This is a genomic window from Rhodococcus sp. APC 3903, assembly GCF_030407755.1.
Classification (GTDB): Bacteria; Actinomycetota; Actinomycetes; order Mycobacteriales; family Mycobacteriaceae; genus Rhodococcus_F; species Rhodococcus_F erythropolis.
In genome coordinates this window covers 13,149-35,766 of sequence record NZ_JASDCV010000021.1, presented here as the reverse complement: position 1 = coordinate 35,766, position 22,618 = coordinate 13,149, and the positions used below count along the sequence as shown (strand labels likewise).

Sequence of the window (22,618 nt, the reverse complement as noted above, 5' to 3'; positions counted from 1 at the left end):
TGGGTACGCATTTTCATTCCGTTCCCGAAATTCATTTTGCGACAAGCAAATTCAGATCCAGGAGAGATGGAGGAACAACCATGCCTACAGTCGAGCAGTCTGTAGAGATCGCGTTGCCACCCAAGGACGTCTGGGAGTACATCGCCGTCGCCGAGAACTGGCCCAACTGGGAGAATTCGATGGTCGAGTGCAAACAGATCACCGACGGCCCGATGGGCGTGGGAAGCCGTTGGCACGGTGTCTCGAGAATCCTGGGCAAGCGCCTCGAGTGGACATCCGAATTCACCGAGTACGACCCACCGAGATCGTCGAAATCGACGTCCGTCGAAAGTCCGGTCAGCTTCTCGCAGACCACGACCTGCGAAGAAGTCGGTGACGGCACTCGGGTCACCTACCGACTCGACAGCGAAAGCGGACTCGGCGGCGTATTCGGCAAGATGGCCGACCCGATCGTGACGAAAGCATTTTCACGGACCGTTCGGGTAAGTCTCGAGAACTTGGCGGACATCCTCGTGCACGCCGAATGATCTGACGGACAAAGCGCCGGCGCAGCTAGAGCGAGGCAGCGGAACGGTGCGGATCGCGAATGTCGATCCCCGCCTCGGTCCACGCTTCCCGCAGGGCCTCCGCGCCGCGCAGACGCACCCAGGCGGCTTCGGTACCGGTCAGGGGGACCACACCGAGGAAGCGCACCGGATCGAACGGCTCCGGCAGCGTCAGGTCGGCGATCCCGCTGTCACCGAGAAGCACCGCCGTGAACGCAGTGTCCTTCCACAGCGGCTCGCCCAGGTCCAACAGTGCGTCCTCGAGCAGCACGACCCCTTCGACGGACGGCGCCGCAGCCAGCACCGCGAGCGTCCTGGCGACACCCGACGCGACACCCGTGCCACCGCGCAGGGTGAGCACCAACTCGGCGCGAGGACCGCGTGTGGGGTCTGCGACCAGTTCGTTGGGGTCGCCCATCGGATGACGCGAGCACCCCAGTGTGACGTAGCGGACCAGGCCGTCGGGTGATTCGAAACGCAGCACGTCCAGCGGTTCGACACCGAGGAACGTCACTGAGGCCGCGGTGGGGTCCGGCCCCTCGATGCTGCTGACGAGATGGGCCCGGACGGAAGATACGACGCTGTCTGACACTCGTCCATCTAAACACCGTGCCCGCGAGGTTCGCAGCGCAGATACCTCGCGGTGGCGGTAGCGTCGTCGAAATGGTCTCCGTTCTCGCTGTCAGCGACGAGACCGTCGAATTCCTGTGGAGCAGTCAAGTTCGTTCACTCGGAGTCGACGTGATCCTGGGCGCGGGCGATCTGCCGTTTGCGTATCTGGAGTACCTGTCTGACCAACTGAATGCGCCGTGCGTGTTCGTTCCCGGGAACCACGACGTCGATCTGTCCGGATATTCGAACAAGAGATCCGGTTGGATGCGGGCAGGTATGCCGGCGCAGTGGCCCGGCCCGACCGGCGCAGTCAACGCCGACGGACGCATCGTGACCGTCGCCGGTCTGCGGATCGCGGGCCTCGGTGGTTCCATCCGATACAACACGGGTCCCAATCAGTGGTCCGAGCGCCAGCAGAGCCGACGCGCCCGCTCGCTCACCTGGCGAAACGCCTGGCAATCGCGGCTTCCCGGCGGCCGGGCGGGCGTGGATGTGCTGCTCACCCACAGCCCCGCCCGCGGTGTCGGCGACGCCGAGGATCGGCCACATCGTGGGTTCGAATGCTTCACCCCCTTGATCCACACCCTCGATCCGACGGTCATGATTCACGGACACATCCACCCGCACGGGCGAACACCTCTCGATCTGGAGGTAGGCCGGACTATCGTGCTCAATACCGTCGGCTTCACGCTGATGGAGATTTCCCCAGGTACTCCGCCGACGATCGTGAGGCGCCGACATGGCTCGTGACACCGGATTTCCCACAGCCGACGCGGAAAACGACTTCGCTCGTCAGCGTCGACGCGCCGACGTTGCCCGTCTGGTCAGTTGGCTACGACGCGAACCCGACGACGTCAACGCGATCCTGCCGTTCGACGAGGTTGTCGCAGCGCTCGGCAAGGTTGGTGAGAAGTCTCTGGGTCTGCAGGTCGTCACCATCGAATCGATAGTCGGAAGTGTCGACCGCACAGGTGATTTCGACAGGTACTTCCGTCCGACGTCCACTCACTCGCGCGCTCGTTGGGAGCGACTTGCGGTGGCGCAACGACGCGGCGAATCGGTACCACCTGTTCAGTTGTATCGCGTCGGCTCCATGCATTTCGTGATCGACGGACACCACCGAGTGTCGATTGCGTGTGCGATGCACCAGAAGACAATCGACGCGTACGTCACCGAGATCATCACGCGCATCTCGCCGGAAGGCATCACTCAGCGCGCCGATCTGCTCATCAAGGACCATCGCCGACTCTTCCTCACTCGCGTTCCGCTGCAGGGCTCGCAACGCGAAGCTGTCCAGGTCACCGACCCGTGGGAGTACGCCGAACTCAGTGAGTGCGTGGAGGCGTGGGGTTTTCGGCTCATGCAGGAAAAGGGCGAGTTCCTCGGCCGAGACACGGTCGCCCGGCGCTGGTTCGGCGAGGAGTTTCTCCCCGTCGTGCGAATGCTGAGGGGCGCCGACATGTTGCCCGAGCACACCGACGCCGAAGCGTACTTGTGGATCGCCCGGGAGCGGTACCGACTGGTGCGGCGGCACATGTGGAATGACGAGATCGTGGCCGAACTACGCGATCGAGCACCGCGAAAGCACAAGCCTGCTACGTAGCGACAGCGAACCGCACCTCTCGGGTCGGGATCTTCGGGTGCATGAACTTCAGCAACGAACGCGCTTCTTTCTCGATGGACGCGAGCGCGGTCTTCGGTTGCTGCGCAAACAGAGTCGCGCTCAACTCGACCGTCTCCTTGGCCGGCGTCACCGTCGCGAATCCCACCACCTTTCCGCGCACCAGGATGGCGGGCTTGATGATGCCGTTGACGGTGAAGACGCGAGTTCGATACTGCTCGTCCATGATTCGCGAGCGGTCGGCGTGCGAGAGCAGGATGTTGTCGAACGGAGCAAGGATTCTGACCGGCGGTGTTCCGGAGGTCGGTCGTGGCGCATCCGGCAGGTCGAACACCTCGGTCCCTTTCGCGTTGACAAAGGTGATCAGGCCGGGACGTAGCCTCTCGAAGACTTCGGCGAGTCTCGTGAGCCCCGACCACGCTTGCGCATCCTTCACGCTTGCGGGCCCGAAGCCAGCCAGATAGCGCAGCACCATCGCGTCGGGATCTGGAGTTGAACTCACCTCTGCGCCAAGCCAATTCTCCAAGGTCGTCAGTGCCGGCGCTCCGGATCGTCCCCACAAACCTCGCGGTGGGACCTGCACCATCGGCAGTAGCCCTCGAACTCCGTGCGCCAGTCCCTCGGCCGCGTGGCCGGGAAAGCGCTCTGCCAGTATCGGTCTCATCTGCATCTGAGTAAGCGGCCCGTCCGCTACCAGGTCACGCCCCGCCTGCGCCAGCGCGTCGAGATCCAACCCGGTGAGCGCCGCACGCTGAGTGCTGTTGGTGTGGAGGTCGCGTTCCATGATCGTCTGAACCGTGGCACGGAAGGGACCCGCATCGGCGGCCGAGAGGGCAAAGACCGTGCCCCGCATGGCAACCAGCCGCACCACCTGGCGCTTCTCGACAAGGGTGGAGAGGTCTTCTGCCGCAAAGTTCTTCAGCCGCGCCCACAGTGCCAGGTAGGGCGGATTCGGCGCCTGGGCCTGCAGACCTGCCAGATGCTCGATCGCATCCAACGCGCTGACCTCGGCCCGCCGCAGCAGGAACTGCCGCGCCAGAGTCGCCAGGTTGAGCTCGCGATCGGTGATCAGTGCAGACATCGACAACTCCTCAACGATCGTGGTCAGGGGCGGTGACGATCTCGAACGGTATCTCGACTCGCGCGAGCGTTCCGGACCCTTCACCCGGTCCGACCGAGAACGAGCCACCAGCGGCAACCACACGCAGTTCGTGCGAGAGCAGTCCGATGTGCCCGGCGGCCCGTCGTTGGGCAATCCGATCGGCGCTGATCCCCCGACCGTCGTCCGAGACCACGAGCACCGCACGGTGGTCCAGCCGCGCAAGCTCGATCCGGACGTTCTGCGCGCCGGCATGTTTGACGACGTTGCCCAGAAGCTCTCGGGTGGCGCCGAACAAGACCTCGTCCGCGGACGTGCGTAAATCGTCGTTCCAGCCCGAAGTGTCGACGTCGACCACCACTCCGCCGCGTCCCTGCGCCGAGCGCGCGAGGTCCCCGATCGCGCGGGCAAGGCCAACGTGGACGAGAACTGTGGGATGCAGTTCCGAGACGGACGACCTCAGCAGCGTTGTCGCTTCACCAAGCGCTTTCCCAGCTCGCGCCAATGCGACGGGTTCCGCACTGCCTGCCAATTCGTCGAGATCCATCCGCGCCGCGAGAACGTACTGGAGCGCCCCGTCGTGCAGTTGCTCGGACAGTTCTGTGCGCTCACGCTGCTCGAGCCCCATGAGTTCGGCCAGAAGGCTCGTGCGATGCCCGACGAGCTGCCCGATGGTCAACACTCGTGACCTTTGAATCCGAGTCAATCCGATTGCGCCCGCACCCACCCCGGCCAAGGCCATGGTACTCAGCAGGATCGACGGCCACGGCTCGGAATTCGAAGTCATCGTTGCCCAACTGGAAGCAAAAAACACACCGATCGTGCAGGCAACGACGCCGACACACACGTCCGTCCGCAGTTGCGTACACGCAAGAACCGGAATGACGAAGAGCCCGTTGCTCAAGATGTCGGCGGTCCAACTCTGCTCGGCTGCGAGACCGGTCAGCAATGTCAGAGTTGCGAGCACGGCGAGGTCGACGAACAAGCCGAGCCAGATCATCGTCACCGGGCCGGTGCCGCCTTTGCGGATCCACAGCGCCACGGCTGCCGACCAGAGGGCATAGGCGCCCAGAATCGCGAAACACCATCCCGCGTCGTTCATCGGCGGGACGAAGATCAGTGTCAGGGCGATGAACAGCACCAGAGCGCCGCGCACCGTCAGTTGGAGGTACGCACCGCGGTAGGCGTGTTCGCGCATGATCCGTTCGAGGTCCGGGCCGCCGGGCAGGTGCTCGGTTCGTACCGAGGATTCGTTCATCTGTCCTCCTGTGCCGCCCATCCCAGTTCCCTGTGAATGAGCTTCGCACACGAGATTTCACAATCAACCCGCAATACCGTGAATGGCACAGCATTCACCGAACCTCGAAACCACGCAGGAGTGCGCATGATCTCGACCCGAGCAAGCAAGCGCCGCATCGCCACTCGATTTGCCGTCGCCGGCGCCCTGGCAGCGGCGCCGATCGCCGTGGTCGCCGGAACAGCGCAAGCCGCCCCGGCCTCCACCCATCACGAACAATTCGGCCGCCTGATCCCCCTACCCGAGCCGGCCGACGCAGCGCCCGGCCCCGAACAGGTACCGCTCCCCTGGGGCGCGACGTATTCGGTCACCTTGCCCGGGTAACGGTCACAGCAGCAGATTGGCTCCCGTACCGCCGTCGAACACTGCGATCTTCGCGGGATCGAACCACAGATCGATAGACCTGCCCTGGGCCACCGTGGACTCGGACGAGAGCCTGGCAACCAGTTGACCGCCACCAGCGACGGCCGTTCCCGAATCGGCGGCGAGTTCCTCGAGTTCACGAGAATTGACGGCGGGGCCACCAGCGAGGAAATACGCGTACTTGTCGGAACCCATCGATTCCAGCACGTCGACGTCGACTGTGAACGTCCCACCGTGCGGCTTCTGCGATGCATCGACCAGCGCCACGTCCTCGAAATGTTCCGGCCTGATACCGACCACGACGTCCTTGCCCGAGCCGCTGCCCGAGATCTTCGACTGCGCCGCCGCGGGCAGGCGAACATCGCCGATCGGCGTGCTGACGCCGTCCGCCGTCAACTGTCCGGGGAAGAAGTTCATGGACGGGGACCCGATGAACCCCGCCACGAACAGATTGTTCGGACGATCGTAGAGTTCTTGCGGCGCACCGATCTGTTGCACGATTCCGCCGCGCAGCACGACTACCCGATCGCCGAGCGTCATCGCCTCGGTCTGGTCGTGGGTCACGTAAATCGTTGTCGTACCGAGTCGCTGCTGCAGACGGGCGATCTCCGTCCTCATCTGCACGCGCAGTTTGGCGTCCAGGTTGGAAAGCGGCTCGTCCATGAGAAACGCCTTCGGGCTGCGCACGATTGCGCGTCCCATCGCGACACGCTGACGCTGACCACCCGACAGGTTCGCCGGTTTGCGATCGAGATGCTGGGTGAGGTCGAGCACCCGCGCCGCGTCGTCGACCTTGGCGTTGATCTCGTCCTTGGACATCTTCGCCAATGTCAACGGGAACGCGATGTTCTGGCGCACCGTCATGTGTGGATACAGAGCATACGACTGGAACACCATCGCGATGTCGCGGTCCTTGGGGGCGCGTTCGTTGACGCGTTCACCCGCAATCCGCAACTCACCGGTCGAAATGTCTTCCAGCCCGGCAATCATGTTGAGAGTCGTGGATTTTCCACAACCGGACGGGCCCACGAGAATGATGAATTCTCCGTCGGCGATGGTGATGTCGACATCACTGACCGCCTTGGCTCCGTCCGGGTACAGCTTGGTCACCTTGTCCAGCACGATCTCGGCCACAGGCTTATCCCTTCACTGCGCCGGAAGTAAGCCCGGCCACGATACGACGTTGGAAGAACAGAACAAAGATGATGATCGGAATGGTGATGACCATGGCGGCCGCGGCGATCGACCCGGTGGGCTCCTCGAATTGTGAAGCGCCGGTGAAGTTCGCGATGGCCGCAGGGGCGGTGATTGAGCGTTCGGTCGACGTCAACGAGATCGCGAACAACAGATCGTTCCAGCAGAAGATGAAAACCAAGATGCCCGCAGTGACGATACCGGGCGCGGCCAGTGGAGCCACCACCTTCCGGAACGCCTGACCCGGCGTCGCGCCGTCCATCTGAGCCGCCTTCTCGAGTTCCCACGGAATCTCTTTGAAGAACGCCGAGAGCGTATAGATCGCCAACGGCAACGCAAAGGTGATGTACGGCAAGATGAGTCCGGCCCAGGTGTCGAAGAGTCCGAGCCGTCGTTCGATGTCGAACAACGGGCTCACCAATGAAATCTGCGGGAACATCGCGATCAGCAGTGCAACACCCACCAGCAGCTTCTTGCCCGGAAAATCCAGGCGCGCAATGGCGTACGCCGCCATGGTCCCGATCACCACGGCGATGACCGTCGAGATGAGTCCGATACCGATGGAGTTGATCAGAGCACTGGTGAAGGCGCTGGTGTCGAAGATTCCTCGGTAGTTGTCCAGGGTCCACTTCTCCGGAATGAACTTGCCGTCCTTGATCGTTCCGGCCGGTTTGAAGGACAGGCTGGCGATCCACAGGACGGGAACCAGCGCGTACAGCAAGACCAGAAGGTTGACGACGGACCAGCTGATCTTGAGTCTGGGAGTCACGGTCATGTCAGCGTCCTTCCGTATCGGATCCGGGAGCCGAAGCACCGAAAAGTTTGATGAAGATGAACGCGATCACGGCCACACACACGAAGATCAGCACGCTGATCGCGGATCCGATGCCCAAGTTGAACGCTTTGAACAGATTGTCGTAACCCAGAATCGACACCGACCCGGTGTCGTTCGCTCCCTTCGTCAGCACGTAGATGTTGTCGAAGATGCGGAACGCGTCGAGTGTGCGGAACAGCAGAGCGACGAGGATGGCGGGCTTCATCAGCGGAAGGATGATGCGTACCAACCGGGTCCACGCGCCGGCGCCGTCCACCTGAGCCGCCTTGAGAAGGTCGTCGGGCACGAGCGCCAAGCCGGCGAGCAGGAGCAGCGCCATGAACGGCGTCGTCTTCCAGACCTCGGCAAGGACGATGATCGCGAGCGACGGGATCTGGTCGGTGAGCGGCGCACTGCCGTCGGGCAGGAGATTGGCGAGGTAGCCGGTCCCCGGCGTCCACGCGTAGTACCAGCTGTATGCCGCCGCGACGGTGACGATGCCGTACGGGATGAGCACCACGGTGCGGACGAGCCCCTTACCCACGATCGTTCGGTGCATCACCAGTGCGATGGTCAGTCCGAGAACGAACTCGATGACGACCGAGACGACAGTGATCGACGTCGTCACCGCGAACGCTTGCCACCAGTAACCGTCGGTCAGCACCGACACGTAGTTGTCGAACCACACGAACTTTCGTTGATCCGGGAAGCGCAGGTCGTAGCGCTGCAAACTCAGCCAAACGGCGTAGACCACCGGATATGCGGTCACCGCGATCATGAGAATCGCGGCCGGGGCCACCAGCCAGAGACCGAGGCGACGCTCGGCCGCCTTTCCGTCCGACATCTTCGACTTCGCGGAGTGCTTCGGCTCCGGCGAGGGCGTCGCGACTGTTGTTGCAGCTCCCGAATTTTCGCTGTCGATCGTCACGGAATCAGCCCCTCGGAATTGACTGCCTTGCGTACCTGCTCGGCAAGATCGTTCACGGTCGATTCCGGATCGATGTTTCCTACAGGGTTCAGCGTGGCAGTGATGAGCGTCGAAATACTCTGATAGGCAGGAGAAACCGGACGAACCGAAGCGGTGTCCAGGCTGTCGCGAACCTCACGCCACGCCGGGTACGCCTCCTGGAACGCCGGGTCGTCGTACAGGCTCTCGAGAGTCGGCGGAACGCCACCGGCTACCGCGTTGTTGCGCTGATTCTCCTCGTTACGCAGACAGGTGAGCGCCTCGAACGCGAGGTCCGGATGCTGGCTGGTCTTGGCCACCGCTACGTTGAAGCCGCCGATCGTGACCTCGGCCGGCTTACCCTCGATCACCGAGGGATACGGAGCGGCAAGGAAATTCCGTTCTCCGTTCACCGTGAGCACCGTGTTTCCGGTGTTCTCACTGGTGACGTTGCCCTTGTCGTCGATGTACGGCAGATCGCCCTTCTCGGCGTTCTCCATGATGCCGGGCAGCACGAACGGCCAGTTGACCTGGAAGGCAGATTTGCCGCTCTCCATACCCAGTCGCGACGACGCTTCATCCCCCTGCGAGATCGAGGGATCCGCACCCTTCGCGGTAGCGACGCGCTTCATGACGGTCAGCGCCTGCTGGGCAGCATCACCGTCGGCCACCGTCACGGTTGTTCCGTCGGGCCCCACCACCGATCCGCCGGCACTGGCGAGAAGGGTGTTGAACCAGACCATCAATCCTTCGTACTGCTTGCCCTGCACACCGATCCAGCTGGGGCGCCCCTCCGCGGCCAGGCCTTCGGAGATGTCGATCATCTGATCCCAGGTTTGGGGTGGTTGCCCGTCCGGCATCAAATCCTTTCGATACCAGAGCAATTGGGTGTTGGTGTTCAATGGCGCCGCATAGAGCTGGTCCTGCCACTTCGCCGACTCCAGCGGACCTTCGAGCGTCCCGTTGCTGACCTCGGCCGCCACGTCGTCAGGAAGCGGCAATGCCCATCCGGCTTCGGCGAATTCGGCAGTCCACACCACGTCGAGCGTCATCAGATCGAGTGACTTGTCATTGCCGGTCAGACGCCGGGCCAACTGAAGTCGCTGGTCGTCGGCACCCTTGGGCAGAGTTTTCTGCTCGACCCGGTACGCACCGTTCGACGCCGCCGAGCAATTGGCGGCGGCCTCCGCATACTGCTCGGCGCCGTCGGCGGCGGTGTAGAAGGACAGCACCACGCCGTCGTCATTGTCTGATCCACACGCACTGAGCAAGGGCGCCAACAACAATGTCGCCGCGCCGAGCAGCCCCACCCTCAATTTCTTCTTCTGCCCCGCCTGCAATCTCTTGTTCTGCACAGCCGTCCTCCTCGGGCGGCGAGACGGCGCAGTCGATTCGGCTGGCCGACGCACCACACATCGGCACTTTTGCCGGAGAAGGGACCTATTTCCTTGTCCGGCAAACGGTCACGGGAAGGAGTACTGCCTCGCCCGCGTGTACATAAAGTAACCGAGATCACACAAGTTGGCAGCCCGAGCGAGAATGTCAGATGGCGAGCTTGGCGAGCAGGTCGCGCGCTGACTCCGCCGTCTTGGGCTCACACAGTACGTCGTAACGTCCGGCGACCAACTGCATCGTCGAGGCGAAGTCCCGCTGCCCACGCGTCGCGGCGTACGGGATGGTCGTGGAGATGACACCGAAGATGATGCCGCCCACGATGCCCGCGATCAGCGGAGCGAGGAACCCGCCGGTGACGATTCCGAGCACCAGGCCGAAGAAGACACCGAGCCAGGCACCGGAGACGATGCCACCACCGATCACCTTGGCCCACGTCAACCGGCCGAGAACGCGCTCGACCTGCATCAGGTTCACGCCGACGATTGTGACGTCCTGAACCGGGAATTCTTGATCGGAGAGGTAATCGACTGCGCGCTGCGCCTCGGCGTAGGTGGGATACGACCCGATGGGCCATCCCGAAGGCGGTGTCGGCAACGCTCCACGGCGCGACCCATTCGACGATTGACCGAGCGGATTGGACATGGCTGGCAGCGCTCCTCTTTTCGGGCACGTCATCCACGCGGATGACGCAAGTACATCTACCCCTATTGTGCCCTTTACAGACCTGATTCGTTCGGCTATGCGAGCGTCAGGCGTGTTCGGGCGGCGTGAATTCCGACGTGCGCGTCATCCCCGCGGCGCGGCCCTTGGCCGAAATCACCAGTGCCATCTTGCGACTCGCCTCGTCGATCATCTCGTCGCCGAGCATGACGGCGCCCCGCCCTCCTCCGGCGGCCGAGGTGTGGAACGCGTACGCGTCCAAGATGAGTTCTGCACGGTCGTAATCGGATTGGCGCGGACTGAACACCTCGTTGGCCGCCTCGATCTGCGTGGGATGCAGAACCCACTTGCCGTCGAAGCCGAGCGCTGCCGTCCGCGCCGCCGACCGAGTGAAAGCCTCTACGTCGCGAATCTGGAGGTACGGACCGTCGATCGCCTGGACGCCGTGTGCACGTGCGGCCATCAAGATGGTCATCAAGATGTGGTGATACGCGTCACCGCGGTCGTAGCCGTCCGGTTGCTCACCGACGACCAGAGTTCGCATGTTCAAGCTCGCCATGAAGTCGGCCGGGCCGAACACGAGTGCCTCGACGCGGGGGCTCGCGGTGGCGATCGCGTCGATGTTGGTCAAGCCGATCGCGTTCTCGATCTGCGGCTCGATTCCGATCTTGCCGACTTCGAGACCGTTGGCCTTCTCGACCTGCGTCAACAACAAATCGAGTGCCTGGACGTGACTCGCGTCGGGAACCTTGGGCAGCAGAATGGCGTCCAGATGCGCTCCGGCGCGGCCGACCACCTCCACGACGTCGGCATACGTCCATTCGGTGGTCCAGTCGTTGACTCGGACGACCTTGACCTGTTTGCCCCACCCGTCCTCGGCCAACGCGTCGCCGATCGACTCTCGTGCCGCCTGCTTCGCCAACGGCGCCACCGCGTCTTCGAGGTCGAGGAAGATCTCGTCGGCGGGCAATCCCTTCGCCTTGTCGATCATCTTCCGACTGCTGCCGGGAACTGCCAATACCGATCGACGGGAACGGTTGCGTGAAGTCATTGCGGACTGCCCTTCTCGATTTTCGGTGGCGCCGTTGCAGATTTTGACGCTGGACGAATTAGCCTTGCAATCATGGCAGCAGCAGGCAAGGTATTTGCAGCCAGGCTTGCCGGCCTGGTTGTACTCGGCCCGGACGGCGAATCGATCGGTCGTGTGCGCGACGTCGTCATCACGGTCCGTATCGGACGCCAGCAACCGCGGGTTCTCGGTCTGGTGATCGAAATGTTCACGCGCAAACGCATTTTCGTTCCGATGCTCCGCGTGACAGCCATCGAGCCGAGTGCGGTCACCCTGACCACGGGCAACGTCAGTTTGCGGCGCTTCAACCAGCGGCCGGGTGAAGTACTCGCGCTGGCGCAGGTACTCGATTCGCATGTGCGCGTGGACGACCCGGAACTCGAGGAGCTTCACGGCGTCGACACGATAGTCGTCGACCTCGGGATCGAATCGACGCGAACGCGAGACTGGGTCGTCTCGAAGGTCGCCGTTCGCGGCCATCGCGGACGCCTCGGTCGACGCGCGGCGATTCACATCGTCGACTGGCAGCACGTCGCCGGCCTCACCCAGAGCGATCTCTCGCTCCCCGGCCAGGGCGTAGCTCACCTCCTTCTGCAGTACGAAGGGATGCGACCCGCCGATGTGGCCAACGCCATGCGCGAACTGCCGGAGAAGCGCCGCCACGAACTGGCCGTGGCACTCGACGACGAACGCCTCGCCGACGTCGTGCAGGAACTGCCGGCGGACGACCAGACCGATCTGCTGATGCACCTGGAAGTCGAACGTGCCGCCGATCTACTCGAAGCGATGGATCCCGACGACGCCGCCGACCTGTTGGGCGAGCTGCCCGAGACCGAAGCCGAATCACTGTTGCAGTTGATGGACCCGCAGGATTCCGAACCTGTTCGACGCCTGCTCGAGCACTCCCCGGACACTGCCGGTGGTCTGATGACGCCCGAACCGGTGGTACTGACGGCCTCGACGACCGTCGCCGAGGCCCTTGCCCGCGCCCGCAACTACGACGTGACCCCGGCGCTGTCGAGCATGGTCTTCGTCGTACGTCCGCCGACGGCGACTCCGACCGGGCGGTATCTCGGCTGCGTCCACTTGCAGAAGCTTCTCCGCGAGCCTCCCGCCAGCCTGGTGGGCGGAATACTCGACACCGACATGCCCCGGTTGGCGCCGGACGACTCGCTGGCGTCGGTCACCCGATACTTCGCGACCTACAACTTGGTATGCGGGCCGGTCGTGGACGACGAGAACCACCTGATCGGGGCCGTGACAGTCGACGACGTGCTCGATCACCTCCTGCCGGAAGACTGGCGTGAGGATTACTCCGACGACGAGGAACTACTCCGATGAGCGAACGGGCGTCGAGCACGACCGCACGGCAACGACTGGAAACGCCTCGCGGAAGCCGCCGGTTCAATCTCGATTTCGACGTCGAAGCTGTCGGGCGCGTCAGTGAACGCATCGCCCGCTTCCTCGGTACCGGGCGTTATCTCGCGATCCAGACGATCATCGTGATCGTCTGGATCCTGATCAACGTGTTCGCGGTGGCGCTGCAGTGGGACCCGTATCCGTTCATCCTGCTCAACCTCGCCTTCTCCACCCAGGCCGCCTACGCGGCGCCGCTGATCCTCCTGGCCCAGAATCGTCAGGAGAATCGCGACCGGGTCTCGCTCGAGGAGGACCGCTCACGCGCCGAGCAAACCAAAGCGGACACTGAATTCCTCGCTCGCGAACTCGCAGCGCTGCGCATCGCCGTCGGCGAGGTCGCCACCCGCGACTACCTGCGGCGGGAGCTCGAGGAGATCAAGTCGATCCTTGCCGCCGACGGCGAACCGACCCCGAAGAAGAAGCACCGTGACTCGAATACTGCGAAACAAAGTCACAACTAGCTGAGCGTTCGCTGAGTTTTGCTGCACGCACCGTGACCGATATGTAACGTAAGTCACAGCAGGATGGATTATCACGGTGGGTACTCCGAGGCGGGAGCACCAGCAAAGGGGAATCGTGCGAGTACGCGGAATGATTGCAGCATCCACACTGGTGGGGGGACTGCTTGTCGTAACAGGTCCAGCAGCCCTCACGGCCGGAAGCGCACCATCCGGCGGGTCGCAGGTCCCCATCGCCCTCGCAGGCTCCGCCTCCGTTGCGCAGCCGGACTCTGTCGACTTCCTCCCGACGCCCCGCACCGTCCGAACGCAACGATCGGCCCCACCCAGCGATACGGTCGCCGGCGCTCCGGCAGCGCCCAACGCTGCGGCCGTCGTCCTCACCTCTCTGGGCATCCCCGAGATCGTTCTGAACGCGTACCGCTCCGCAGAACTGGTGATGATGACCGAGGCGCCAGGTTGCGGCATCCCCTGGCATCTCCTGGCCGGCATCGGACGCATCGAATCCGGTCACGCCAACGGCGGCAAGACGACGTCGGTGGGTACGACGGTCACCCCGATCCTCGGCCCTGTCCTCGACGGACGGCTGGCAGGCAACGAAGTCATTCGGGACACCGACAAGGGAGCGATCGACGGAGACCCGACCCACGACCGCGCTGTCGGGCCGATGCAGTTCATTCCGGCCACCTGGGCCGGTTATGCCAGCGACGGCAACGGGGACGGAATCAAGGACCCCAACAACGTCTTCGACGCGGCGCTCTCGGCAGCGAAGTACCTCTGCAGCGGCGGACTCAACCTGCGCGATGTCGCCCAGGAGACCAAAGCTGTTCTGCGGTACAACAACTCGGCCGCCTACGCGGCAAACGTGATCATGTGGTCGACGGCATACAAGAACGGTGTCATTCCTTCCGGTCAGCTCCCGTACACCACCGGCATCAACACCGGCAGCTCGGCGATCAACGCCGCCGCCTCGGCAGACTCCGCCGCTTCGGCCGTTCTCGCCGCTGCTGCAGCTACCGACCCGGCGGCAGGCGACAAGGAATCTGCGTCGACGACTCCGACCACCACCCCCCCTCTCTTCCCAGGCCTGCCCGACATGCCCGCGCTCTCACCCGAGATCCAGGCACTGATCCCGCCGGGAGTAACGCCGACCAGCCCCACTCCGGGACCCAACGCCGCCCGGAACGCGGCTCCCGGTCCGATCATCCCGCTCCCCGTCCTCACCTCACGGGGTCTCGTCTGGCCGATTCTGATGGCTGAGGGATGGCGCTGGCCCGACGACATGTGCGTGATCCTTCCGGATCCAGCAGCACTCGACGCCTTGCAGGACGGCATCCTTCTGCCGTGCACGGTCCCAGGAATGGCAGTAGCCGCCACGGCACCCGCCACCACCGACGCAGCGCCCGCGGAATCTTCGCCGCCGGCTGCCCCGTCGCCTGAGCCCGCTCCGTCACCCGCACCGGCCCCCGCACCGGAACCTGCCCCGGCCCCGGCTCCGGCATTCGCGCCGTTCTTCCCGGGCCTGCCCGGCATGCCCGCTCTGTAACCAAAAAATCACGAAAGAACAGTGCATATGCCCCAAACTGCCCTTCTAGATCACGGTTGAATAACGGAAACGCAACAAATCAGGTAGCCTCGACTCCGTCAGTTGAACGGAAAACCTCCTCGCGGAGGTTCAGGAGGCATACACAGTGGGTCGGCACAGCAAGAAGACAGATTCGCACATCCGTCGAAATTCGGTCATCGCGCTCACCGGACTCATCCCTATCGGACTCGTCACCGCAGCCAACACGGCCGGCGCCGCTCCCAAGGTTCCGTTCTTCAACACCAGCTCCGCCGAAACGGTGGACACTGCCGCGCAAGCCACGCAGGAACCGCAAGCGCAGATTCTGCCCGCCGTCGAAGCAATCGCCGAGCCCGCTCCCGCCCCCGCGCCGGAACCCGCGCCGTTGGCTCCCGTGCAGGCGACTCCCCCGCTCCCAGCCTCCATGGCCGAGGGCGCACTCGGAATCCCGAGCGTGAGCGTCGCCGCATACCAGAACGCCGAGCGGATCCTCGCCGTCGAGAAGCCCAACTGCAACATGCACTGGACACTCCTGGCCGGTATCGGCCGCGTCGAATCCGGCCACGCCAACGACGGCAAGGACGCCGACGCGAACGGCAACCTCTACAAGCCCGTGATCGGCCTGCCACTCAACGGCAGCCTTCCCGGCCAGGCCGTCATCATGGACACCGACGGCGGCGCCCTCGACGGCGACACCGTCTACGACCGCGCAGTCGGCCCGATGCAGTTCATCCCGTCCACCTGGAACCAGTACGCCGGCGACGGCAACGGTGACGGAATCGCCGACCCCCAGAACCTTTTCGACTCCGCACTGACCACCGGCAAGTACCTGTGCGACGGCGGACTCAACATGCAGGACGTAACCCAGGTTGCCTCCGCGATCCACCGCTACAACAACTCGGCCGCCTACGTTGCCAATGTTCTGGCCTGGTCGCTCGGGTACTCCACCGGCATCGTGCCCGCCGCATCGGACCTGCCGCGCATCCACTGACCTACCTGGACTTACCATGGAGTCATGTCTGTACTGACCGAGTCCGACGTTCGCTCCGCGCTCGCGCGAGTTCTGGACCCAGAGATCCGCAAACCCATCACCGAGCTGGGGATGGTCAAGGGGATCTCCCTCTCCAGTGACAACAGCGTCGACATCGGCATCTATCTCACGACCGCCGGTTGCCCGATGCGCACCGAGATCACCGAACGCGTCACCAAGGCCGTCGCCGACGTCGCCGGGGTCGGTGCGATCCGCGTCGAACTCGACGTCATGGACGACGCCCAGCGGACCGAGCTCCGCAAGTCGCTTCGCGGCGATTCCGCCGAACCCGTCATCCCGTTCGCCCAGCCGGGTTCACTCACCCGCGTCTACGCCGTAGCCTCCGGCAAGGGTGGCGTCGGAAAGTCCAGTGTGACAGTCAATCTCGCGGCAGCAATGGCCGCGCGCGGGCTGTCTGTCGGCGTACTCGACGCGGATATCTACGGTCACTCGATCCCCCGCATGCTCGGCACCGACGCCAAGCCCACTCAGGTCGAGCGCATGATCATGCCGCCGGTTGCACACGACGTGAAGATGATCTCCATCGCGCAGTTCACCCAGGGCAACACTCCTGTCGTCTGGCGCGGACCGATGCTTCACCGCGCGCTCCAGCAGTTCCTCGCCGACGTGTTCTGGGGCGATCTGGACGTGCTGCTTCTCGATCTGCCGCCCGGCACCGGTGACATCGCCATCTCGGTGGCTCAGCTCATCCCGAGCGCCGAGATCCTGGTCGTCACCACACCGCAGCAGGCCGCTGCCGAGGTCGCCGAGCGAGCGGGCGCCATCGCCCTGCAGACCCGCCAGCGCGTCGCCGGCGTCGTCGAGAACATGTCGTGGCTCGAACTTCCCGACGGCACCCGCATGGACGTCTTCGGCGAAGGCGGCGGGCAGACCGTCTCCGATCGCCTCACGAAGGCCGTCGGCGCCAAGGTTCCGCTTCTCGGACAGATTCCGCTGGACCCGTCCGTCCGCGAGGCAGGCGACGCCGGGACGCCGATCGTCCTCAGCGCTCCCGATTCACCCGCTGCCATCGCGCTCAAGGACATCGCCGACAAGTTGGCCGTCCGTCAGCGCGGGCTCGCCGGAATGTCGCTCGGTATCAATACGGTTCGCAACCTGTAGAACCCCCCTCATACGAAAGGGCGCCTGTCACCGATCGGTGACAGGCGCCCTTTCGTATGTCGAATCTAGGTTGCGTCGAAGTCCACAGGAGGGCGTTCGCCCGCGGTGAGTGGCTTGTCCTTCGACAGCGTCTTCGGCTCCTGCACTCCGCTCTGCGGCTTCTTGTCGAAGTTGCCCGTGAAGATAGAGTCGTCGCCGTCGAGGAGGTGCTGGGTGATCACGGCGCGCGGCGTCATTCCGCGCAGCTTGTTCAGATCTGCGAGTGGTTTACGCAGATCCTCGAAATCGGTGCCCAGTTCTTCCTTGAGTTGATTGGAAGCGCCCGAAGCATATTCGCGCACCTGCCTCAGGGACTTCGTGACCCAGGAGACCGCACCAGGAAGCCGCTCAGGTCCCAAGATGACCAGAGCCGCTACGAGGAGGATCATGAACTCGCCCCAACCGATGTTGCCAAACACAGGGTCAGCCTACTGTGTGCTCGCTCGGTGCGCGCATGTCCGGATCAACCTCACAGGAAGATCGCAGGGTCCGATCAGTCGGACACAGGCGTGACCGAAATGTCGACCTGCCGTCCGTCGCGGATCAACTGGACGTTGACCGGCTGATCGACGGTCGTCGCGTTGACCGCAACCACCAGTTCGTCGGCACTCGTCACCGGTCGGTCACCGACCTTGACGATGACGTCACCCTCGACGATCCCCGCACGTTGCGCTGGGCTGCCGTCGCGGACGTTGGCCACCGCAGCACCGCTGGTCGCGTCGTTGACCGCGGTGCGGGCATTCACGCCGATGTCGGGGTGATGAACCTTGCCGTCGCGAATGATGGTCTGCGCCACCTCGGTGACCGTATCGATCGGGATCGCGAAGCCGAGCCCGACCGAACCACCGGACTCGCTGAGCATGGCCGTGTTGATACCGATGACGCGGGCTTCGTCGTCGACGAGTGCACCACCTGAGTTGCCGTGGTTGATCGCCGCATCGGTCTGGACGGCGTCGATGACGGCGTTGGTGTCGGTGCCTTCACCCGACAAACGCAGAGGCCGGTTCAGCGCACTGACGATTCCGCGGGTGACGGTCTTGCTCAATCCGAGCGGTGAGCCGACGGCGACGACGTCGTCGCCGACCTGAACATCCTCGGATTTTCCGAGCTGAGCGACCGTCAGATTGTTGGCCGACACCTTGAGCACCGCGAGGTCTGTCTTGACGTCACGTCCGACGATCTGGGCGTCGGTCTTGGTTCCGTCGGAGAAGATCACCTGGATCTTCGCGTCCTGAGCAGGCGGTACGGCCGAGGAGATCACGTGGTTGTTGGTGACGATGTATCCGGCGCCGTCGATGACCACACCGGAACCCGTACTGCCCTGGTCACCGACGGCGACCTGAATCGACACCACGGAAGGCAACACTGCGTCGGCGACCTTCGCCACCTGAGACTCCGGCTGTTCACCGCCGCCGGATTGAACGAGCGTGACACGTGAGCTGGTGAGTGAACTGTGATCGGCGGTGATGACAGTGGCGAGCAAGCCACCGACAAGAGCGATGACAAGTGCCATGCCCGCAAGCGCGGCCAGTGCCGAGGGGGCGACCTTGCGACCGAACAACAGCTCACGCACGTCGAGCTTCTGGGCGGGAGGCAACTGCACCGGCGCCTCGGACTCTGCAGGCTTGCCCAGCGAGACCTCGGATTCAGGATCGCGCCACGGATCACGCGGGGGTTCTTCGTCGGGTGTGTTGTTCGCCGACGCCTCGGGATCGCGACCGATCGATGCGGTGGCGTCTGCGGGTCGACCGAACGCTTCGGCCAGAACCGGGTCCGGATTCCCGATCACGACGTCGGAAGACGGGGTCGATCGCGTGGCAATCGGAGTGAACGAGCCCTCGACTCCACTCGGTCGACCGAACACCTGGCGCGAGGCCGGATCGATCTGAGGTCGGTACACCGGCCGGGGGTCGAGCACCGGCGCATCTGCCGGTCGATCCGCCGAACCGCTTGCCGAAGAATCCGAGCTCACTCCGGAGTGCCCCCTCTTTCCGTCAGTCACGTTGTCCAGTATCACTGATCCGTGCCGGGAAGCTGGCGCGCGGCGTCATTTGCGCCAGCGCGCGGTGTCATTTGCGCCAGCGACGGGACAACCGCTTGCTGATGGTGGAAAAGCCTGCGGGCTGATTGCCGACGGAACCGTCGGTGTTTTCCGAATTGGGTCCGGTGGTCGGACTGTTGCACGAGGGAATCTGACTGAGAAGTCCCACCAGGGACAACGGCATCGTCATCTCGCCGCTTCGACGCAGCGCACCACGTGCCTGCTGCTGAGCATCGACGGCCGCAGCGCACTCGGCGCAGATCGAGATGTGATGCGAGGCCCGCAAGTAGGCCTGCATTCGGAGTTCTCCGTCGACGTAGGCAGCGATTGCCTCGCTGGCCAGATGTTCGGTCGAACCGAACTGGCGATGTGCCCGCGCCTCCGTCATTCGTCCCTCCAGGTGATTGACCACGTCCCGCTCTGTAGCTCGAATCCGACCGTCAGAAACCGACGAGTTCGGATTCGGCTGCGCGCTGCGCTGCCAGATGATCACGAATCGCCTGTCGCCCACGATGGATACGGCTACGAACCGTTCCGAGCTTCACTCCCAGTGTGGCACCGATTTCCTCGTACGACAGACCTTCGATGTCACAGAGCACAACAGCGGCGCGAAATTCAGGTGCGAGTGAGTCGAGTGCGGCCTGCAGACCTGCGTCGAGGCGCGCGTCGTGGTAGATCTGCTCGGGGTCCGGACCGGGTGAGGGAACGCGGTCGTAGTCCTCGGGCAGCGCTTCCATACGGATGCGGTTGCGTCGGCGAACCATGTCGAGGAACAGGTTTGTGGTGATGCGGTGCAGCCAGCCCTCGAAAGTTCCGGGCTGATAATCGGAGAGCGAGCGGAACACCCGAATGAAGGTGTCCTGCGTCAAGTCCTCGGCGTCCTGGGCATCGCCTGACAACCGGTAGGCCAGGCGGTACACCCGGTCACCGTGCTGACGCACGAGTTCATCCCAAGACGGCATGGAGGACTTCTCACCAGTTGCATCGAACACAGCAGTGCCGATCAATTCGGAATCCACAGCCGATTCCGTCGTCAAAACTTCCGACTCTCGAGGGCGAGGCTCGTCGTTGACCTGGTAAATAAGTTGATCCTCCTGCTCGGGATCGCGTAGTTCGATCACCGCGTTGTCCGAATCACGTAATGCGCGATATTCGGGAGAACCAGCCGTTGCTGTGATTTGTTCCCGATCACCGAGCTGCGAAAGACCAACTTGGTAAAAATCGATACCGCCGTGCGATCTTCGATCCGGCGATGTATACACCTTTTCTCATCGCGGTGTGCACGCCATATGAGGAGCCTGAGGGATTCCTGAGAATCCTGGTGACTGCGCGCCTTGCAGCGACAATCCGAACCGCCCGATAACCTCATGAGCGTGACCCACGCCGAACAGATACTCCGCCACGTCGAGGACGTAGTTTCCGAGGACGAGATTTTGACCGCGGCGCGAGATCGAGCGCTGGATCTCGGAGCCCATCCGGTGACGCCCGCCGTCGGTGCGACGCTCGCGATGTTCGCGAGGATGCTCGACGCGAAGACGGCCGTCGAGGTGGGTACCGGAGCCGGCGTGAGCAGCCTGTGGCTTCTGCACGGAATGCGCGACGACGGCGTCCTGACCACGATCGACAGTGAACCCGAACACCAGCGGGCGGCCAAGCTGACCTTCCGCGAAAGCGGAATCGCTCCGGCACGCACTCGCCTGATCAACGGACGGGCTCTCGACGTACTTCCCCGGCTCGCAGACGGCGGCTACGACCTGGTGTTCGTCGACTGCGCCGCGATCGACCACCCCCACTACGTCCGCGAAGGTGTCCGCCTGCTGCGCTCCGGCGGTGTCATCGTTCTGCACAACGCCCTGGCCGACGGCCGCGTTGCCGACAGCTCCGCTCGCGACGCGACAACGGTTGCGGTCCGAGAAGCAGCAAAGGCCGTGACCGAGGACGAGCGACTCATTCGAGTCCTCCTCCCCCTCGGCGACGGCCTCCTCTGCGCGAGCAAGCTCTAGATCCAGACGCCCTTACCGATGGCGACGACGCCACCCTGACTGACGGCAAATCGTTCGCGGTCACGTTCGAGATCGACGCCGATGATTTCGCCGTCACCGACCACGACGTTCTTGTCGAGGATCGCGCGCCGCACGACGGCGCCCTTGCCGATGCGCACACCCGGCATCAGCACGCTGCCCTCGACGGTCGCACCGTCCTCGATCATCACGTTGGAACTGAGTACCGAATTGCGCACGGTCGCCGCGGACAGGATCGACCCCGCACCGACCACTGATTCCTGAGCGAGTCCGCCCTTCACGAACTTGGCGGGCGCGAGATTCTCGGTGGCGCCGCGGATGGGCCAGCGACGGTTGTAGAGATTGAAGATCGGGTGCACCGACACGAGGTCCATATGAGCGTCGTAGAAGGCGTCGAGGGTACCGACGTCACGCCAGTAACCGCGGTCTCGATCGGTGGCGCCGGGAACGACGTTGTCCTTGAAGTCGTAGACCGACGCCTCACCCGCCGCGACCAAGGCGGGAATGATGTCTCCGCCCATGTCGTGGTCGGAATCGGAGTTCTCGGAATCAGCGCGGATGGCGTCCACGAGCACCTTGGTGGTGAACACATAGTTACCCATGGACGCGAACGTGGAATTTGGGTCGTCCGGTGTCCCGGGAGGATGGGCGGGCTTTTCCAGGAACTGCGTGATGCGTCCGGACTCGTCACTGTCGATGCAGCCGAAAGCGAAAGCCTCACTTCGCGGTACACGAATACCCGCGACCGTCACGCCTGCCCCGGATTCGATGTGGTGCTGCACCATCTGTTCCGGATCCATCCGGTACACGTGGTCGGCACCGAAAACCACGATGTACTCGGGGTCCTCGTCGTAAACGAGATTGAGCGACTGCAGGATTGCGTCGGCACTGCCGGTGTACCAGCGCGGCCCGAGCCGCTGCTGGGCCGGGACCGGAGTGATGTACTCACCCGCGAACCCGGACAATCGCCACGTCTGCGAAATGTGACGGTCGAGTGAATGTGACTTGTATTGCGTCAACACACAAATACGCAGATATCCCGCGTTGACAAGGTTGCTCAACACGAAGTCGATAAGTCGATATGCACCTCCGAAGGGCACTGCGGGCTTCGCTCTGTCCGCGGTCAGCGGATACAAGCGTTTGCCCTCGCCCCCGGCGAGCACGATTCCAAGCACATGCGGCTGGCTTCTCACACCGCTAACCTATCCGCACTGGTGAACTCCCGCTAGCGAAGCAGTCCGAGAGGTCCGATCGTGTCCCCCTCCGAACGGTCGGGGATAACGCGATCGGTAGCCGGATCGACCACGGG

24 protein-coding genes are annotated in these 22,618 nt (G+C 63.7%); 10 read left to right on the top strand and 14 right to left on the bottom strand.

What is annotated here, in order from left to right; genetic code table 11:
* Positions 1–80: 80 nt before the first annotated feature.
* Positions 81–527: an SRPBCC family protein gene (locus QMA15_RS25500; protein ID WP_007736117.1), complete on the top strand. Its 447-nt coding sequence runs from the start codon at positions 81–83 to the stop codon at positions 525–527.
* Positions 528–552: 25 nt separating this feature from the next.
* On the opposite strand, the gene QMA15_RS25495 is transcribed toward QMA15_RS25500, so the two are convergent.
* A complete protein-coding gene (locus tag QMA15_RS25495; protein ID WP_019749342.1) occupies positions 553–1,137 on the bottom strand; it encodes a suppressor of fused domain protein in 585 nt (194 codons plus the stop codon).
* A gap of 71 nt (positions 1,138–1,208) precedes the next feature.
* Here QMA15_RS25495 and QMA15_RS25490 point away from each other — a divergent pair, with 71 nt between their 5' ends.
* Complete coding sequence (locus QMA15_RS25490; protein WP_113683138.1) at positions 1,209–1,907, top strand: metallophosphoesterase; 699 nt, start codon at positions 1,209–1,211, stop codon at positions 1,905–1,907.
* Complete coding sequence (locus tag QMA15_RS25485; RefSeq protein ID WP_003945080.1) at positions 1,897–2,760, top strand: hypothetical protein; 864 nt, start codon at positions 1,897–1,899, stop codon at positions 2,758–2,760. Before QMA15_RS25490 ends, QMA15_RS25485 begins: the two co-directional genes overlap by 11 nt.
* Here QMA15_RS25485 and QMA15_RS25480 read toward each other — a convergent pair.
* A complete protein-coding gene (locus QMA15_RS25480) occupies positions 2,753–3,859 on the bottom strand; it encodes a winged helix DNA-binding domain-containing protein (protein ID WP_279164062.1) in 1,107 nt (368 codons plus the stop codon). The two genes, QMA15_RS25485 and QMA15_RS25480, sit on opposite strands and share 8 nt — an antisense overlap.
* 10 nt (positions 3,860–3,869) lie before the next feature.
* The gene (locus tag QMA15_RS25475) at positions 3,870–5,135 is read right to left on the bottom strand and encodes an ATP-binding protein (protein WP_141488657.1); all 1,266 of its coding nucleotides are present in this window, start codon (positions 5,133–5,135) and stop codon (positions 3,870–3,872) included.
* Between the two features lie 126 nt (positions 5,136–5,261).
* Here QMA15_RS25475 and QMA15_RS25470 point away from each other — a divergent pair, with 126 nt between their 5' ends.
* Positions 5,262–5,498 (top strand): hypothetical protein, encoded by a 237-nt coding sequence (locus tag QMA15_RS25470; RefSeq protein ID WP_202022982.1) that lies wholly within the window; start codon positions 5,262–5,264, stop codon positions 5,496–5,498.
* 3 nt (positions 5,499–5,501) lie between these two features.
* Here QMA15_RS25470 and ugpC read toward each other — a convergent pair whose 3' ends face one another.
* The 6 genes from ugpC to QMA15_RS25440 all read right to left on the bottom strand — a co-directional run bounded on the left by ugpC (position 5,502) and on the right by QMA15_RS25440 (position 11,597).
* Entirely contained in the window at positions 5,502–6,671 is a 1,170-nt protein-coding gene (ugpC, locus tag QMA15_RS25465) for a sn-glycerol-3-phosphate ABC transporter ATP-binding protein UgpC (protein ID WP_020908458.1), read from the bottom strand.
* 4 nt (positions 6,672–6,675) lie between these two features.
* On the bottom strand, positions 6,676–7,506 hold the full coding sequence (locus tag QMA15_RS25460; protein WP_019749348.1) for a carbohydrate ABC transporter permease: 831 nt from the start codon (positions 7,504–7,506) through the stop codon (positions 6,676–6,678).
* A 1-nt stretch (position 7,507) separates the two neighbouring features.
* A complete protein-coding gene (locus tag QMA15_RS25455) occupies positions 7,508–8,389 on the bottom strand; it encodes a sugar ABC transporter permease (RefSeq protein ID WP_044480569.1) in 882 nt (293 codons plus the stop codon).
* Positions 8,390–8,469: 80 nt separating this feature from the next.
* A complete protein-coding gene (locus tag QMA15_RS25450) occupies positions 8,470–9,807 on the bottom strand; it encodes an ABC transporter substrate-binding protein (RefSeq protein ID WP_029538448.1) in 1,338 nt (445 codons plus the stop codon).
* Between the two features lie 226 nt (positions 9,808–10,033).
* Entirely contained in the window at positions 10,034–10,528 is a 495-nt protein-coding gene (locus QMA15_RS25445; protein ID WP_003945065.1) for a general stress protein, read from the bottom strand.
* 106 nt (positions 10,529–10,634) lie between these two features.
* Positions 10,635–11,597 (bottom strand): CoA ester lyase, encoded by a 963-nt coding sequence (locus QMA15_RS25440; RefSeq protein ID WP_020908461.1) that lies wholly within the window; start codon positions 11,595–11,597, stop codon positions 10,635–10,637.
* A 72-nt stretch (positions 11,598–11,669) separates the two neighbouring features.
* On the opposite strand from QMA15_RS25440, the gene QMA15_RS25435 reads away from it, so the two are divergent.
* From QMA15_RS25435 to QMA15_RS25415, 5 genes are all read left to right on the top strand, one after another.
* Positions 11,670–12,956, top strand: coding sequence for a CBS domain-containing protein (locus tag QMA15_RS25435; RefSeq protein ID WP_019749352.1), 1,287 nt, complete (start codon positions 11,670–11,672; stop codon positions 12,954–12,956).
* On the top strand, positions 12,953–13,495 hold the full coding sequence (locus QMA15_RS25430) for a DUF1003 domain-containing protein (protein ID WP_003945067.1): 543 nt from the start codon (positions 12,953–12,955) through the stop codon (positions 13,493–13,495). The genes QMA15_RS25435 and QMA15_RS25430 overlap by 4 nt, the downstream gene beginning before the upstream one ends.
* 115 nt (positions 13,496–13,610) lie before the next feature.
* A complete protein-coding gene (locus QMA15_RS25425; protein WP_279164063.1) occupies positions 13,611–15,038 on the top strand; it encodes a lytic murein transglycosylase in 1,428 nt (475 codons plus the stop codon).
* A gap of 145 nt (positions 15,039–15,183) precedes the next feature.
* Positions 15,184–16,047 (top strand): lytic murein transglycosylase, encoded by an 864-nt coding sequence (locus QMA15_RS25420; protein WP_003945171.1) that lies wholly within the window; start codon positions 15,184–15,186, stop codon positions 16,045–16,047.
* A 24-nt stretch (positions 16,048–16,071) separates the two neighbouring features.
* Positions 16,072–17,208, top strand: coding sequence for an Mrp/NBP35 family ATP-binding protein (locus tag QMA15_RS25415; RefSeq protein WP_003945178.1), 1,137 nt, complete (start codon positions 16,072–16,074; stop codon positions 17,206–17,208).
* Positions 17,209–17,273: 65 nt separating this feature from the next.
* Here the strand turns inward: QMA15_RS25415 and tatB are convergent, their stop codons facing one another.
* From tatB to sigE, 4 genes are all read right to left on the bottom strand, one after another.
* On the bottom strand, positions 17,274–17,666 hold the full coding sequence (gene tatB / locus QMA15_RS25410; RefSeq protein ID WP_003945177.1) for a Sec-independent protein translocase protein TatB: 393 nt from the start codon (positions 17,664–17,666) through the stop codon (positions 17,274–17,276).
* Positions 17,667–17,740: 74 nt separating this feature from the next.
* Entirely contained in the window at positions 17,741–19,219 is a 1,479-nt protein-coding gene (locus tag QMA15_RS25405; RefSeq protein WP_279164089.1) for a trypsin-like peptidase domain-containing protein, read from the bottom strand.
* 97 nt (positions 19,220–19,316) lie between these two features.
* On the bottom strand, positions 19,317–19,676 hold the full coding sequence (locus tag QMA15_RS25400) for a hypothetical protein (protein ID WP_042952454.1): 360 nt from the start codon (positions 19,674–19,676) through the stop codon (positions 19,317–19,319).
* Positions 19,677–19,728: 52 nt separating this feature from the next.
* Positions 19,729–20,325: an RNA polymerase sigma factor SigE gene (gene sigE / locus QMA15_RS25395; protein WP_029255812.1), complete on the bottom strand. Its 597-nt coding sequence runs from the start codon at positions 20,323–20,325 to the stop codon at positions 19,729–19,731.
* Positions 20,326–20,655: 330 nt separating this feature from the next.
* On the opposite strand from sigE, the gene QMA15_RS25390 reads away from it, so the two are divergent.
* Positions 20,656–21,291 (top strand): O-methyltransferase, encoded by a 636-nt coding sequence (locus tag QMA15_RS25390; RefSeq protein ID WP_007736091.1) that lies wholly within the window; start codon positions 20,656–20,658, stop codon positions 21,289–21,291.
* Here the strand turns inward: QMA15_RS25390 and glgC are convergent.
* A complete protein-coding gene (gene glgC / locus QMA15_RS25385) occupies positions 21,288–22,502 on the bottom strand; it encodes a glucose-1-phosphate adenylyltransferase (protein WP_003945185.1) in 1,215 nt (404 codons plus the stop codon). The two genes, QMA15_RS25390 and glgC, sit on opposite strands and share 4 nt — an antisense overlap.
* Positions 22,503–22,618 lie beyond the last annotated feature (116 nt).

What these genes read in the sequence shown, in the direction of transcription:
- QMA15_RS25480 (WP_279164062.1), bottom strand. Translation starts at nt 3,859, where the DNA reads ATGTCTGCACTGATCACCGATCGCGAGCTCAACCTGGCGACTCTGGCG.
- QMA15_RS25415 (WP_003945178.1), top strand. Translation starts at nt 16,072, where the DNA reads ATGTCTGTACTGACCGAGTCCGACGTTCGCTCCGCGCTCGCGCGAGTT.
- QMA15_RS25455 (WP_044480569.1), bottom strand. Translation starts at nt 8,389, where the DNA reads ATGTCGGACGGAAAGGCGGCCGAGCGTCGCCTCGGTCTCTGGCTGGTG.
- QMA15_RS25400 (WP_042952454.1), bottom strand. Translation starts at nt 19,676, where the DNA reads ATGACGGAGGCGCGGGCACATCGCCAGTTCGGTTCGACCGAACATCTG.
- QMA15_RS25485 (WP_003945080.1), top strand. Translation starts at nt 1,897, where the DNA reads ATGGCTCGTGACACCGGATTTCCCACAGCCGACGCGGAAAACGACTTC.
- QMA15_RS25460 (WP_019749348.1), bottom strand. Translation starts at nt 7,506, where the DNA reads ATGACCGTGACTCCCAGACTCAAGATCAGCTGGTCCGTCGTCAACCTT.
- QMA15_RS25475 (WP_141488657.1), bottom strand. Translation starts at nt 5,135, where the DNA reads ATGAACGAATCCTCGGTACGAACCGAGCACCTGCCCGGCGGCCCGGAC.
- QMA15_RS25435 (WP_019749352.1), top strand. Translation starts at nt 11,670, where the DNA reads ATGGCAGCAGCAGGCAAGGTATTTGCAGCCAGGCTTGCCGGCCTGGTT.
- QMA15_RS25440 (WP_020908461.1), bottom strand. Translation starts at nt 11,597, where the DNA reads ATGACTTCACGCAACCGTTCCCGTCGATCGGTATTGGCAGTTCCCGGC.
- QMA15_RS25390 (WP_007736091.1), top strand. Translation starts at nt 20,656, where the DNA reads ATGAGCGTGACCCACGCCGAACAGATACTCCGCCACGTCGAGGACGTA.
- QMA15_RS25490 (WP_113683138.1), top strand. Translation starts at nt 1,209, where the DNA reads ATGGTCTCCGTTCTCGCTGTCAGCGACGAGACCGTCGAATTCCTGTGG.
- QMA15_RS25430 (WP_003945067.1), top strand. Translation starts at nt 12,953, where the DNA reads ATGAGCGAACGGGCGTCGAGCACGACCGCACGGCAACGACTGGAAACG.
- QMA15_RS25445 (WP_003945065.1), bottom strand. Translation starts at nt 10,528, where the DNA reads ATGTCCAATCCGCTCGGTCAATCGTCGAATGGGTCGCGCCGTGGAGCG.
- QMA15_RS25470 (WP_202022982.1), top strand. Translation starts at nt 5,262, where the DNA reads ATGATCTCGACCCGAGCAAGCAAGCGCCGCATCGCCACTCGATTTGCC.
- QMA15_RS25500 (WP_007736117.1), top strand. Translation starts at nt 81, where the DNA reads ATGCCTACAGTCGAGCAGTCTGTAGAGATCGCGTTGCCACCCAAGGAC.